Source organism: Streptomyces sp. NPDC005648, from assembly GCF_040605395.1.
In the GTDB taxonomy this organism is placed as follows: domain Bacteria; phylum Actinomycetota; class Actinomycetes; order Streptomycetales; family Streptomycetaceae; genus Streptomyces.
Map to the genome: position 1 here is coordinate 72,544 of NZ_JBEXCS010000006.1, position 13,583 is coordinate 86,126.

Annotated in this window: 13 protein-coding genes; 12 read left to right on the top strand and 1 reads right to left on the bottom strand. The window is 72.0% G+C overall.

Going from position 1 to position 13,583, the window contains the following annotated elements:
- Nucleotides 1-24: 24 nt before the first annotated feature.
- The 12 genes from ABZT17_RS05200 (at nt 25) to ABZT17_RS05255 (ending at nt 12,654) form a co-directional block, all read left to right on the top strand.
- On the top strand, nt 25-3,219 hold the full coding sequence (locus ABZT17_RS05200) for a sarcosine oxidase subunit delta family protein (protein ID WP_356343889.1): 3,195 nt from the start codon (nt 25-27) through the stop codon (nt 3,217-3,219).
- Nucleotides 3,212-3,814 carry a sarcosine oxidase subunit gamma family protein gene (locus tag ABZT17_RS05205; RefSeq protein ID WP_356343891.1) on the top strand — a complete coding sequence of 201 codons (603 nt, stop codon included), beginning with the start codon at nt 3,212-3,214 and terminating at the stop codon, nt 3,812-3,814. Before ABZT17_RS05200 ends, ABZT17_RS05205 begins: the two co-directional genes overlap by 8 nt.
- Before the next feature lie 122 nt (nt 3,815-3,936).
- Nucleotides 3,937-4,014: a putative leader peptide gene (locus tag ABZT17_RS05210; protein ID WP_356344121.1), complete on the top strand. Its 78-nt coding sequence runs from the start codon at nt 3,937-3,939 to the stop codon at nt 4,012-4,014.
- Between the two features lie 171 nt (nt 4,015-4,185).
- The gene (locus ABZT17_RS05215; protein WP_356343894.1) at nt 4,186-5,088 is read left to right on the top strand and encodes a TauD/TfdA family dioxygenase; all 903 of its coding nucleotides are present in this window, start codon (nt 4,186-4,188) and stop codon (nt 5,086-5,088) included.
- The gene (locus tag ABZT17_RS05220; RefSeq protein WP_356343896.1) at nt 5,085-5,972 is read left to right on the top strand and encodes an ABC transporter permease; all 888 of its coding nucleotides are present in this window, start codon (nt 5,085-5,087) and stop codon (nt 5,970-5,972) included. Before ABZT17_RS05215 ends, ABZT17_RS05220 begins: the two co-directional genes overlap by 4 nt.
- Complete coding sequence (locus ABZT17_RS05225; RefSeq protein ID WP_356343899.1) at nt 5,969-6,709, top strand: ABC transporter ATP-binding protein; 741 nt, start codon at nt 5,969-5,971, stop codon at nt 6,707-6,709. Before ABZT17_RS05220 ends, ABZT17_RS05225 begins: the two co-directional genes overlap by 4 nt.
- A 59-nt stretch (nt 6,710-6,768) precedes the next feature.
- Entirely contained in the window at nt 6,769-7,824 is a 1,056-nt protein-coding gene (locus ABZT17_RS05230) for an aliphatic sulfonate ABC transporter substrate-binding protein (protein WP_356343901.1), read from the top strand.
- Entirely contained in the window at nt 7,821-9,158 is a 1,338-nt protein-coding gene (locus ABZT17_RS05235) for an LLM class flavin-dependent oxidoreductase (RefSeq protein ID WP_356343904.1), read from the top strand. Before ABZT17_RS05230 ends, ABZT17_RS05235 begins: the two co-directional genes overlap by 4 nt.
- On the top strand, nt 9,151-9,897 hold the full coding sequence (locus ABZT17_RS05240) for an ABC transporter ATP-binding protein (protein WP_356343906.1): 747 nt from the start codon (nt 9,151-9,153) through the stop codon (nt 9,895-9,897). The genes ABZT17_RS05235 and ABZT17_RS05240 overlap by 8 nt, the downstream gene beginning before the upstream one ends.
- Nucleotides 9,894-10,700 carry an ABC transporter permease gene (locus ABZT17_RS05245; protein WP_356343909.1) on the top strand — a complete coding sequence of 269 codons (807 nt, stop codon included), beginning with the start codon at nt 9,894-9,896 and terminating at the stop codon, nt 10,698-10,700. The genes ABZT17_RS05240 and ABZT17_RS05245 overlap by 4 nt, the downstream gene beginning before the upstream one ends.
- 29 nt (nt 10,701-10,729) lie before the next feature.
- Entirely contained in the window at nt 10,730-12,325 is a 1,596-nt protein-coding gene (locus tag ABZT17_RS05250; protein ID WP_356343911.1) for an FAD-binding protein, read from the top strand.
- The gene (locus ABZT17_RS05255) at nt 12,322-12,654 is read left to right on the top strand and encodes a ferredoxin family protein (RefSeq protein WP_356343914.1); all 333 of its coding nucleotides are present in this window, start codon (nt 12,322-12,324) and stop codon (nt 12,652-12,654) included. Before ABZT17_RS05250 ends, ABZT17_RS05255 begins: the two co-directional genes overlap by 4 nt.
- 49 nt (nt 12,655-12,703) lie before the next feature.
- Here the strand turns inward: ABZT17_RS05255 and ABZT17_RS05260 are convergent, their stop codons facing one another.
- On the bottom strand, nt 12,704-13,555 hold the full coding sequence (locus ABZT17_RS05260; protein ID WP_356343916.1) for a class I SAM-dependent methyltransferase: 852 nt from the start codon (nt 13,553-13,555) through the stop codon (nt 12,704-12,706).
- Nucleotides 13,556-13,583: the final 28 nt, after the last annotated feature.

Here is a 13,583-nt window from a genome sequence, read left to right on the forward strand (position 1 = left end):
GGATCCTCAAGGGAGCCGAACGAAATGCTGCTCATCCCCTGCCCGTGGTGCGGGCCCCGCGACGAGGCCGAGTTCCACTACGGCGGCCAGGCCCATGTCGCCTACCCGGCCGACCCGTCGGCGCTGACCGACGAGGAGTGGGCCAGGTACCTGTTCTTCCGCGCCAACCCCAAGGGCCCCTTCGCCGAGCGCTGGTCCCATGCGGCGGGCTGCCGACGCTGGTTCAACGCGGTGCGGGACACGGCGACCAACGAGTTGCTGGCCGTCTACCGGGCGGGGGAGGAGCGGCCGGAGACTCTTGAGCCGCGAACATCTGTCGCTCAGCCGGTTCCTTCCGAGCCCGGTCCGGCACAGACAGCCCGTCCGGCGTTCGAGGACGAGGCCCTTTCGGGGCCGATCGGGGGTCCGGGGGCGGAGCCCCCGGCCCGCACCCGCGCTCACCGGCGAACCCTCACCTTCACCTTCGACGGCACCGCATACCAGGGCGTGGAAGGCGACACCCTCGCCTCCGCCCTCCTCGCCAACGGCGTCATCCAGGCAGGCACCAGCATCAAGCTCGGCCGCCCCCGCGGCATTTTCTCGGCCGGCGTGGAGGAACCCAACGCCGTCGTCCAGATCGAGGAGCCCTTCCCCGAGCCGATGCTCCCCGCCCCCGCCGTCGAGCTCTACGACGGCCTGGTGGCGACCAGCCTCCCCGGCCAGGGCCGCCTCGCCACCGAACCGGACCCGGCCCGCTACGACGCCGTACACGACCACTGCGACCTGCTGATCGTCGGCGCGGGCCCGGCCGGCCTCGCGGCGGCGGCCGCGGCGGCGGGAACCGGCGCCCGGGTCATCATCGCCGACGACCACGCCGAACTCGGCGGCAGCCTTCTCGGCACCGGTGAACTCCCCGACTGGGTGGGCGAGATCGGTGCCCTCCTCGACGCCGCCCCCGACGTCCGCGTCCTGCGCCGTACCACCGTCTTCGGCCACTACGACGACAACCACCTCCTCGCCGTCGAGCGCCGCACCAACCACCTCGGCGCCGCAGCCCCGGCCGGCGTCTCCCGCGAACGCGTCCACCGCATCCGCGCCCGCCGGGTCGTCCTCGCCACCGGTGCCCACGAGCGCTCCCTCGCCTTCGCGGACAACGACCGCCCCGGCGTGATGCTGGCCGCCTCCGCCCGTACCTACCTCCACCGCCACGGCGTTCTCCCCGGCCGGCACGCCGTCGTGTTCACCACCAACGACAGCGCGTACGCGGCGGCGCTCGACCTGACCGCGTCCGGCGTCGACATCGCGGCGGTCGTCGACACCCGCCCCGAACCCGGTGCCTGGGCGGACCGCGCCCGCGCGGCCGGGATCGAGGTGCTGCCCGGCCATGCCGTCATCGGCACGGAGGGCGAGGCGCGCCTGACGGCGGTGACCGTCGCCCCGTACGGACAGACCACGGGACAGCGGGAGTTCGCCGCCGATCTGCTGCTGGTCTCCGGCGGCTGGAACCCCGTGGCGCATCTGTTCAGCCAGTCGGGCGGCAAGCTCCGCTACGACGAGACACTGGGCACCTTCGTGCCCGACTCCGGCCGGCAGGCCGTCGAGGTCGCGGGCAGCGCGAGCGGTGTGTTCGACCTGGCAGGCGTCCTCGCGCAGGGCGCGGCGGCCGGCGCCCGGGCCATCGAGGCCGAGGGCTACACCCCCGAGGCGCCGAGCCTCCCGCAGGTACCCGCGCAGCCCCGCCCCACGCCGCCCATGCAGGTGTTCACCGTCCCCGGCCGCGAAGGCGCCCCCCGCTTCGTCGACCTCCAGCGCGATGTCACCGTGGACGACCTGTCCCGCGCCACCGGCGCCGGGCTGCGCTCGGTCGAGCACACCAAGCGCTACACCACCGCCGGCACCGCCAACGACCAGGGCAAGACCGCCGGCGTCCTGGCCAGTGGTGTGGTGGCCGAACTCCTCGGTGTGGACGTCTCCGCGCTCGGCACGACGACCTTCCGCCCGCCCTACACCCCGGTCTCCTTCGCCGCTCTCGCCGGCCGCGACCGCGGCGCCCTCAGCGACCCGGTCCGTACGACGGCCCTCCACGCGTGGCATGTCGGTCACGGCGCCCTCTTCGAGAACGTCGGCCAGTGGAAGCGCCCCTGGTACTACCCCCAGGACGGCGAGGACATGGAGACGGCGGTGCTGCGCGAGTGCGCGGCCACCCGCGAGGGCGTCGGCTTCATGGACGCCTCCACCCTCGGCAAGATCGATGTCCAGGGCCCGGACGCGGGCGCCTTCCTCGACCTGCTCTACACCAACCTGATGAGCACCCTGAAGGTCGGCATGATCCGCTACGGCGTGATGTGCCGCCCCGACGGCATGGTCTTCGACGACGGCACGGTCATCCGGCTCGCCCCGGACCGCTTCCTGGTCACCACGACCACCGGCAACGCGGCGACCGTCCTGGACTGGATGGAGGAGTGGCTGCAGACCGAGTGGCCGCAGCTGAAGGTGCACTGCACCTCCGTCACCGAGCAGTGGGCCACCGTCGCCCTGGTCGGCCCGAAGTCCCGCGCGGTTCTCGGCTCGCTCGCGCCGCGACTGGCCGTCGCCAACGACGACTTCCCGTTCATGGCCTGGCGCGAGACGACCGTCGCCGGCATCGAGGCGCGGGTGTGCCGGATCAGCTTCTCCGGTGAACTCGCGTACGAGATCAACGTGTCGCCGTGGGAGGCCCTCGCCCTGTGGGAGGCGCTCTACGAGGCCGGCGCCCCCTACGGCATCACCCCCTACGGCACCGAGACCATGCACGTCCTGCGCGCCGAGAAGGGCTACCCGATCATCGGGCAGGACACCGACGGCACGGTCACCCCGCAGGACCTCGGCATGAGCTGGGCGGTCTCCAAGAAGAAGCCGGACTTCATCGGCAAGCGCTCCTACGCCCGCGCCGACTCCGTCCGCCCCGACCGCAAGCACCTGGTCGGCCTGCTCCCGGAGGACCCCGGCACCTTCCTCCCCGAGGGCACCCATCTGGTCGCCGAGAGCGAACTGCCCGCGCCACCGGTCCCGATGCTCGGCCATGTCACCTCCAGTTACCGCAGCGCCGCCCTCGGCCGCACCTTCGCGCTCGCCCTGATCAAGGGCGGCCGGGACCGCATCGGCGAGCGCCTCTACGCCCCGGTCGGCGACCGGCTGGTCCCGGTGACCGTCGCCAGCCCCGTCCTCTACGACCCCGAGGGAGCCCGCCGCGATGGCTGACACCGCACTCGACGTCCCGCCCCGCAGCCCGCTGGGGCACGCCGCCGACCGTCTGGCGGCCGTGACGCACGACTCCCAGGGCGCGATCCGGCTGGCCGAACTCCCCTTCCTGGCCCAGCTGAACATCCGACTGGACGCCAAGGGCGCCGCCGCGGACGCCGTGGGCCTCGCGCTCGGCCTCCAACTGCCCCTGGAGCCCAACACGGTGGTGCGGGCGGGGGAGTCGACGGTCCTGTGGCTCGGCCCGGACGAATGGCTGCTCCTCGCCCCGCCCGGCACCCAGCGCGACCTGGAGAGCCGGATCCGGGAGGCCGCCGGCGAGGAGTTCGTCTCCGTCACCGATGTCTCCGCCCAGCGCACCACCCTCCTCGTCGCCGGCCCCGGCGCCCGTGACCTCCTGTCCCACGGCTGTGCCCTGGACCTCCACCCCCGTGTCTTCGCCCCCGGCCGCTGCGCCCAGACCACCCTGGGCCGCACCCAGGTCGTCCTGGTCGCCCGGGACGAGCCCAGGGCCGGATTCTGGGTGTTGGTGCGGTCGTCCTTCGCCGGCTATCTCACGGACTGGATACTGGACGCGGCCACCGAATACGTGTGACCCGCTCCGAACAGGGCGTCTCTCGGGCAACCGCCTGTGGGGCGCCCTGTGGTGTGTCCGCATCGCGAGACCTGTCCGAAAATCATTGACCACGACGGTCGCCGTCTGCTGAACTCCGTTTCATGACACCGCGTGTGGTTCTGACCCGGCGGCGCCACATCGACCTGGCGCATGTCGCCGGCGCGTTCTGTTGCCGTTGAGGACTCCTCCTCCGGCGCTCCTTTCTCGTCTGATCCCTCCGCTCGCCCCCGTATCCGCATCCGGGGCCGAGGCACCTCCGCACAGCCGGCTGTCGGCGCACTGACGTGCCGACGGCTGTGAGCCGCGCGTCTTTGTCCTGTCTATGACACACCTCTCCGAGGGGCCCACCCATGCCTCCGTCCATTCACCGGCTCACGAGCCGCATCGGCGCGATCGTCGAGGGCGTCGACCTCACCGCACCCGCGGACCCCGAGACGATCGCGACGCTCCGCAAGGCCCTCAACGAGCACAAGGCGATCGTCTTCGACCAGGTCGACCTCGACAACGCGGGTCAGGAACGGGTCGCCGGCTGGTTCGGCGCACTGACCACCGCGCATCCCAACGTGCCGGCCACCGACGGCACCACCAACGTCCTCGCCGTCGACAGCGAGACCTCCAAGGCGAACGAGTGGCACACGGACGTCACCTTCGTGCTCAACCCGCCCCAGCTGACGACACTCCGGTCCATCGTGACCACGCCGTACGGCGGCCAGACCCTCATCGCGAACGCCGCCGCGGCCTACCGCGGCCTTCCGGAGCCGCTGCGCGCCCTCGCCGACACGCTGCGCGTGGTGCACACCAACCAGTACGACTACGCGCGCCCCGCGGCCGCCTCGGCCCTGCGCGAGGAGTACGACCGGGTCTTCGTCTCGACGCCGTACGAGACCGAGCACCCCCTTGTCCGGGTGCACCCGCTCACCGGTGAACCCGGCCTGTTCATCGGCGGGTTCGCCAAGCGGATCGTCGGACTGTCCGGCAGCGACTCGGCGGACCTGTTGCGCATCCTGCAGTCCTACGTCACCCGGCCGGAGAACATCCTGAGCTGGACCTGGTCCCCGAACCAGCTGCTGATCTTCGACAACCGCATCACCCAGCACTACGCGGTGGACAACTACGACGACCACCCGCGCCGCCTCAACCGGGTGACCGTCGCGGGCGAGATACCCGTCGGCGTCGACGGCCGCCCGAGCGAGCGACTCCTCGGCGACGCCTCGCACTACAGCGACGTCCTGGAACTGGAGGCCGTGGCATGACCGACATCAGTCTCAAGAGCCCGGCGGTCGTCCCCGCCGCCGAGCCCCCGAGGGCCACCGGCCGCGAGGTGTTCCTGCCCCGCGGCGCCCGCCGCCGGACCACCTGGCACACGCTTCGCGAGCGGCTGCGCTGGCCCCTGGGGATCTACACCACCCCGGTCGTGATCCTCGTCGCCTGGGAGGTCCTCGCCAGGGCGGGGGTGCTGAAGAAGACCTACGCCCCGGCGCCGACCTCCATCGTCAAGTCGGCCGTCGACCTGTGGCAGCAGGGCGTACTGGGGCCGGACCTGGCCATCTCGCTCCAGCGGGCCGGCATCGGTCTGGCGATCGGGCTCACCGTGGGCATCGTCGCCGGGGTGCTCGGCGGACTGCTGCGCAGCGGGGAGTTCCTCTTCAACGGCGTCGTGCAGATCTTCAACACGATCCCGCTGCTGGCCGTACTGCCCCTGATGATCGTGTGGTTCGGCATCGACGAGCTGACCAAGGTGCTGCTCATCTCCTTCGGCGCCGGCGTCCCGATGTACCTCAACCTGTTCGCCGCGATCAGGGGCGTCGACCAGCGGCTGATCGAGATGGCGCGCACCACGGGCGCGGGCAACTGGCGGCTGGTGACCCGGGTGCTGGTGCCCGGGGCCCTGCCGGGATTCCTGGTGGGCCTGCGCTTCTCCCTCGCCTACAGCGTCCTCGGCCTGGTCGCGGCCGAGACGGTCAACGCCGACAAGGGTCTCGGCTTCCTGATCACCCAGGGGCAGACCTATCTGCAGACCGGTCAGGTCTTCGTGGGGCTGGTGATCTACTCGCTCCTCGGTCTGCTCGCCGACCAGTTCGTCCGGGTACTCGAGCGGGTGCTGCTGCGGTGGCGCCCCAGTTATGAGGCGTCATGAGCAGCACGGTCGTCACCCAGGAGACACGCCCCCGGCAGCAGGCCGGCGCGGCCGTCGAGCAGGTCGTCCGACGCTTCGGCGACCGGGTGGTCCTCGACCGTCTCGACCTCACCATCGGCGCCGAGGAGTTGGTGGTCCTGCTCGGCCCCTCCGGCTGCGGCAAGAGCACCCTTCTGCGGCTGCTCGCCGGTCTCGACCGGCCCGACGGCGGTCGCGTGGAGGTCCCCGCGAAGCGCGCCATCGTCTTCCAGGCCGACCGGCTGCTGCCCTGGCAGCGGGTGCTGCGCAACGTCACCCTCGGCCTGCACGGCCCCGACGCCGACCGGCGCGCCCTCGACGTCCTCGCCGAGGTCGGGCTCGCCGACCGGGAGAAGGCCTGGCCCAAGGAGCTCTCCGGCGGCGAGGCCCAACGGGTCTCCCTGGCCCGGGCGTTGGTGTCCGAGCCCGAACTCGTCCTGCTCGACGAGCCGTTCGCGGCCCTCGACGCCATCACCCGGCTGCGCATGCACGACCTCGTCCGGGCCCTGCGCAGCAAGCACCACGCGGCCATGCTGCTCGTCACCCACGACGTCGACGAGGCCATCGCGCTCGCCGACCGGATCGTCGTCATGAGCAACGGCCGTATCGGCACCTCGCACCTCGTCGAACTCTCCGCCGCCGACCGCGAGGCGAGCGTCGCCCGCGAGGAGCTGCGCGCCGCGCTCCTGAACGACCTGGGCCTCGCCAACCAGCACTGAACCCCCGTCCCCGCCACCCCCCGACTTCCTCCGCCACAGCACAGAAAGCGTGATCAGCCATGCCCAGAAACACCTCCCGACTCGTCAGCGCCGTAGGCGTGTTCGCTCTCATGGGCACCCTCGCCGCCTGCGGAGGGGAGTCACAGGCGGCGACCCCGCTCGCCGACGCCGGCGGATCGAGCGCCGGCAGCCACCCCGAGTGGAAGAACTACACGTTCACCATCGGCGACAACGGCGGTGACGGCAGCGAGGAACTCGCCAAGATCACCGGCGTCTTCGACAACGCGCCGTACAAGGTGAAGTTCGCCCGCTTCACCTACGGCCCGCCGCTCGTCCAGGCGGCCGCCTCCGGCGACATCGACCTCGGCAGCGTCGGCGACGTCCCGCCGATCACCGGCGCCGCGAAGGAGTACGGCTTCAAGGTCGTCGCCGTCAACCGGTCCCTCACGCCCACCCAGTCCAGCGAGAACATCATCGTGCCCAAGGGCTCCAAGCTGAAGACGCTGGGGGACCTCAAGGGCAAGAAGATCGCCGTCCCGCAGGGCAGTTCGGCCCACGGCCTGGCCCTGAACGCCCTCAAGAGCGTCGGCCTCACCCCCAAGGACGTGCACCTGGTCTTCCTCGACCCGGCGGCCGGCGCCACCGCCTTCAACACCGGCAAGGTGGACGCCTGGTCGATCTGGAACCCCCAGTCGGCGATCGCGGTCAAGAACGGCGCCCGCATCCTGGCGAAGGGCCTCCCGCCCATCGACCAGACCAGCAGCTACTACGTCGCCGGCGAGAAGTCGCTGAACGACAAGACCAAGCGGGCCGCCCTCACGGACGTGCTCAAGCGACTGGCCCACGAGTTCGCCTGGGCGATCAAGCACGAGGACAAGTACGCGGAGGCCATCTCCAAGGAGGAGGGCATCCCCCTCGCCGACGCCAAGACGTCCCTGAAGGCCTTCGAGACCCGGGTGACCCCGGTGGAGAAGGCGGACATCGCGGCCGAGCAGAAGCTCGCGGACGCCTTCCTGGAGGCGGGCCAGATCACCAAGACGGTCGATGTCGCGACCATCACCGACAACCTCCTCCCGGCCGGCTACGACAGCTCGAAGCTGGAGGTCCAGCAGTGAGCCGCACACGACGCACCCTCCACCTGAACGCCTTCCTCATGGAGGCAGGCCACCACGAGGCCGCCTGGCGGCTCCCGCGCAGCAACCCGCGGGCCGACTTCGACCTCCAGCACTGGATCGACCTGGCCCGGCTGGCCGAGAGCGCCAAGTTCGACTCCCTGTTCCTGGCCGACGGCCCGGCCCTCATGGGCACCGGCGAGTTCCGCCCGCCGGGCCAGCTCGAACCGCTCACCCTGCTGACCGCGCTGTCCCAGGCGACCAACAGGATCGGCCTCATCGCCACGGTGTCGTCCACGTACAACGAGCCGTACAACCTGGCCCGTCGCCTCGCCTCCGTCGACCACGTCAGCGGCGGCCGGGCCGGCTGGAACATCGTCACCTCGGCGGGCGCCGACGAGGCCGCCAACTTCGGCCTGGTCGACCGCCCGGCCCACGCCGAACGCTACGCCCGCGCCGACGAGTTCCTGCACATCGCCAAGGCGCTGTGGGACAGCTGGGAGTCCGAGGCAGTCGTGGCCGACAAGACGACCGGCCGCTACGCCGACCCGTCGCGGCTGCACCGGCCCGACCACCGGGGCAGGTACTTCTCGGTGGCCGGACCCCTCAACGTCGAGCGCCCGCCGCAGGGTTACCCGCTGCTCGTCCAGGCCGGCTCCTCCGAGGACGGCAAGGACTTCGCGGCCCGGCACGCCGAGGCCATCTTCACCGCCCACCGGACCTACGAGCGCGCGGCCGACTTCTACGCCGACATCAAGGCCAGGACCAGGGCCGCCGGACGTGACCCGGACGGTGTGATCGTGCTGCCGGGCATCGTCCCCTACATCGGCTCGACCGAGGCCGAAGCCAGGGCACTGGCCAAGGAGTTCGACGATCTGCGCATCCCGGAGTACGGGCTGCGGCAGCTCGCCGCCGTCTTCGAGACCGAGCCGTCGGTCTTCGAACTCGACGCGCCGCTGCCGGACTTCATCCTCGCCCGCCCCAAGCTGGAGGGCTCACAGAGCCGTTCCGACCTGATCATCGAGCTCGCGGTGCGCGAGGATCTCACGGTCCGTCAGATCATCTCGCGGCTCGGCGGCGGCCGCGGGCACTTCGAGTTCATCGGCACGCCCGAGCAGGTGGCCGACGCGATCATCAGCTGGTTCGAGGGCGGTGCCGCGGACGGCTTCAACATCATGGCCCCGGCCCTGCCGTCCGGCCTTGCGGCCTTCATCGAGCATGTCCTGCCGATCCTGCGCGGCAAGGGCCTGTTCCGGGAGGAGTACGAGGGGACGACCCTGCGCGAGCACTACGGGCTGCCGGTGCCGGCCAACCAGTTCCATGGTTCCGGTGACTGACATCCGACCGCCGGCCCTGCGCGTCGAGGGGCTCAGCAAGACGTACGAGGACGGCTTCACCGCGGTGGCCGGGCTGGACCTGGAGATCCCCGACGGGGCCTTCTTCGGGCTGCTCGGCCCCAACGGCGCCGGCAAGACCACACTGATCGGCTCGGTGTGCGACATCGTCCGGCCCACCACCGGCACGCTCACCGTCTTCGGCCACGATCACCGCACCCGTGAGGCCCGGCGGCTGCTGGGCCTGGCCGAGCAGGAGATCAACGTCGACCGGTTCCTGTCGATCCGGCAGATGCTGATCTACCACGCCGGATACCACGGCATCGGGCGAAGGACGGCGGTGCGGCGCGCCGACGAACTGCTCGGCGTGTTCCGCCTCGACTCCAAGGCGGACGCCCGCGCCTACGAACTCTCCGGAGGCATGCAGCGCCGGCTCGTCATCGCGCGGGCGCTGATGCACCACCCCCGGCTGCTCATCCTCGACGAGCCGACCGCCGGCGTCGACGTGGAGCTCCGCTCGGAGATCTGGCGGCTGGTCAAGGGCCTCAACGCGGCAGGCACCACCGTCCTGCTCACCACGCACTACCTGGAGGAGGCGGAGACCTTGTGCGACGAGATCGCCCTGCTGCGGGCCGGCCGCATCGTGGACCGGGGCTCCGCGGCCTCCCTGCGGGACCGTTACGCGGCCCGCGACATCTCCGAGGTCTACGACCGGGTGATCACGGGGGAGGAGGTGGCATGACCGACACCACGGCCCTGCCCACCCGCCGCGAGCCCTTCAGGCCCGAACGCTCCCCGTTCCTCTGGCTGCTGGAGCGGGAGGTCCTGCGCTTCCTGACCATCTGGCGCTACAGCGTCGTCGGCCCGGTCCTGTCGACCGTGCTGTTCGTCGTCGTCTTCGGCACCGCCCTCGGCGGACACGTCGACACGGTCGACGGCGTCTCCTACGGCCGCTTCATCGTGCCCGGCCTGTTCGCGCAGGCGATCGTCAACGTCGGCTTCTTCAACGGCACGACCAGCCTGTTCGAGGCCCGCCGCGACCGCTACATCCACGACGTGTTCGCCAGCCCGCTGCGCTGGTGGGAGATCAACGCGGCGCTGGTGTGCGGCGGCATGGCCCGGGGAGCGGTGGTCGGCGCGGGAGTTCTCGCGGTGGCGCTCCCGCTCACCGGGGGCGGCGGCGTCGCCCGGCCCTTCGTCCTCCTGTTCGGCACCCTTGGTGTCCTTCTGGTCGCCGCGCAGGTCGGCGTGATCGCGGGAAGCCTCGCCAAGTCCCTCGACCACGTCTACTCCATGGAGTCCATCGTCCTGCTGCCGCTGGGCTTCCTCGGCGGGGTCTTCTACTCGGTTCACCAACTCCCGCCGGTCTGGGACGCGTTGAGCCGGGTCGACCCCGTCTTCTGGCTGGTGCAGGTCGAGCGGATCGGCTTCCTCGGCCAGGGTGACGTCGGCGCCGGCCTGGCCCTCCTCGTGGTCTGGGCCCTCGCCGCCGCGCTCTCGGCGTGGTCCGCCGCCATGTTCGCCACCGGTCGCCTCAAGCCCTGATCCCCGCCCCGGGAAAGGAACGCACACCCATGCCGACCACCGCATCCGAACAGACCCTCTCCACCGACGTGCTGGTGATCGGCGGCGGCCCCGCCGGCACCTGGGCCGCCATCAAGGCCGCGCAGGCCGGCGCGGACGTCGTCCTGGCCGACAAGGGCCACACCGGCGCGAGCGGTGCCACCGCGTCGGTCGGCACCGGCATCTGGTACGTCGAGGACGACCCCGACCTGCGGGAAGCCGCCATGGCGAGCCGTGAGGGCCTCGGCGGCCACCTGGCCGACCGGGACTGGATGGCACGCGTCCTCGACGAGACCCACGCCCGTATGGACGAACTCGCCCGCGTCCAGCGCTACCCCTTCCCCGTGGACGCCCACGGCCGGCAGATCCGCACCGACCTCCAGGGCCCGGAGTACATGCGCAGGCAGCGAACCCGGGTGCAGCGCCTGGGAGTTCGCATCCTCGACCACACCCCGGCGCTGGAACTGCTGGTCGACGCCGACGGAGTCGTCTCGGGGGCCCGGGCGCTGGACCGCAGGACCGGTGACACCGTCCGTATCGAGGCGGGCGCCGTCGTGCTCGCCGCCGGCGGATGCGCGTTCCGGTCCAAGACCCTCGGCTGCGACGTCAACACCGGTGACGGCGCACTCCTCGCGGTCGAGGCGGGAGCGCGACTGTCCGGGATGGAGTTCTCCAACGCCTACGCCATCGCCCCCAAGGGCACCTCGCTGACCAAGACCGCGTACTACTCCTGGGCGAGCTTCTACCGCGCCGACGGCTCGGTCCTCGAAGGCGCGGCCAGCAAGGGCGGCCGGTCCGCGATCGCCCGGGCGCTTCTCGACGAACCGGTCTACGCCCGCTTCGACAAGGCCACGCCGGAGGACCGACGCGCCATGCGCAAGGGCCAGCCCAACACCTTCCTCGTCTTCGACCGGCTCGGCATCGACCCGTTCACCGACCTGTTCGAGATCACCCTGCTCGCCGAGGGCACCGTGCGCGGCACGGGCGGGGTGCGGATCGCGGACCACGATTGCTCCACCGACGTCCCCGGCCTGTACGCGGCCGGCGACACCGCCACCCGCGAGCTGATCTGCGGCGGCTTCACCGGAGGCGGCAGCCACAACGCCGCATGGGCGGCCTCGTCCGGCAGCTGGGCGGGCCGGGCGGCCGCGGGCTTCGCCACCCGGCGCGGCCGACCGGACCGCGGAGTGCGCGCGGTCGGCACGGCGGGTCTGCGCCCCACCGGTGCCGTCACCGAGGACCATCGCGAGGTCGTCGCGGACGTACAACGCCAGGTGCTGCCGTACGAGCGCAACTATCTGCGCCACGCGGACCGCCTCGCACCGGCCCTGCGCTCGCTGCACGGCACCTGGTCCGCCGTCCGCGAAGGGCTCGGCGCGAGCGGCGAGGACGTCTTCCGGGCCCGCGAGGCAGCCGCGATGGTCGCGCACGGCCGCTGGATGTACCACGCGGCGCTGCGGCGCACCGAGTCGCGCGGTATGCACAAGCGCATCGACCGGCCCGGACTGGACCCGGCCCAGCACCACCGGCTGCTCACCGGTGGCCTCGACGAGGTCTGGAGCCGCCCGGAGCACGCGGCCGTGGCAGCGGAAGGGCGTGCGGCATGATCGAGGTCGTCGAGGCGGGCCGCTGCATCGCGTGCGACCGGTGCATCGAGGTGTGCCCCACCCGGGTGTTCGACCGCGGGCCCGACGGGGTGCCGGTGATCGCACGGCACGACAGCTGCCAGACCTGCTTCCAGTGCGAGGCGTACTGCCCGACCGACGCGCTCTTCGTCGCACCGCTCGTCGACCCGGCGCCCGCCGACTCGCCCTACCGCGACCCCACCCTGCTCGAGGACTCCGGTCTGCTTGGCGGGTACCGGCGCGAGCTCGGCTGGGGCGGAGGCAGGCCGCTGGGCGCCCGCACGGCGATCGGGCCCGAGTACCCGGACTGACCCGCGGGAGGCGGCTCGGCCCGGTGACCCGGTGTCCCCGGCCCAGTGACTACGACGCCCGGGCGTCCACGACCCAGCAACCCGCGGTGAACCGGACGTCCGGGCCGTGCACGAACGGCTCGAACGCGGCGCGGACCGTCTCGACGACCTTCTGCCGGGTCGTCTCGTCCACCGCGCGCAGGGCCTGGCCGACCGGACCCATCCGGCTGAAGTAACCGGCCAACTCCCGCTCGGGGAAGGAACATTCCACGTCGAGCGGCCGGATGTCGATCCCGCTCCAGCCACCGTCCGCCAGGACGCGCCGCACCCGGTCAGCGTCGGCGAAGGCGAACTGGCCCGGCTCGTCGGGGCGTCGGACGGGGAGGTCCGGCAGCAACGGGGCCGCGGCACGCTCGGCCGTCGTCATGAACGGGTTGTCGGCCGGCCCGCGCCAGGCGACGAACCGGAGCCCGGCCCCGTCCCGGGCCGCGCGCCGCAGATTGGCGAACGCCCGCACGGGGTCGCCGAAGAACATGACGCCGAACCGGGAGACGACCGCGTCGAAGGTGCCCGGTTCGAAGGCGTGGTCCTGCGCGTCGGCGCGGACGAAGGAGACGGGCGTGGCCTCCCGCTCGGCACGCTCCCGCGCGGCGACGATCATCGGCTCGGAGATGTCGACGCCCACACAGCGCGCCCCCGGCCCGAGCCGCCGTGCGACGGCCACCGTCGTGCCACCGGTCCCGCACCCGACGTCCAGGACCCGGCCCTCGGGTCCGACGGACGCGGCCACCGCATCGACGAGCGGCGCTTCGAACGGCCTGAGCAACCCGTCCAGCACCGCCTGCGCCTCGACCCAGGCCTGCCCGGCGCCGCCGCTCCAGCGCGCCGCCTGGTCCTCACCCGTGCCGCGCTCCACACCCATGATCGTCTCCTGTGCTTGCCTTCATCAC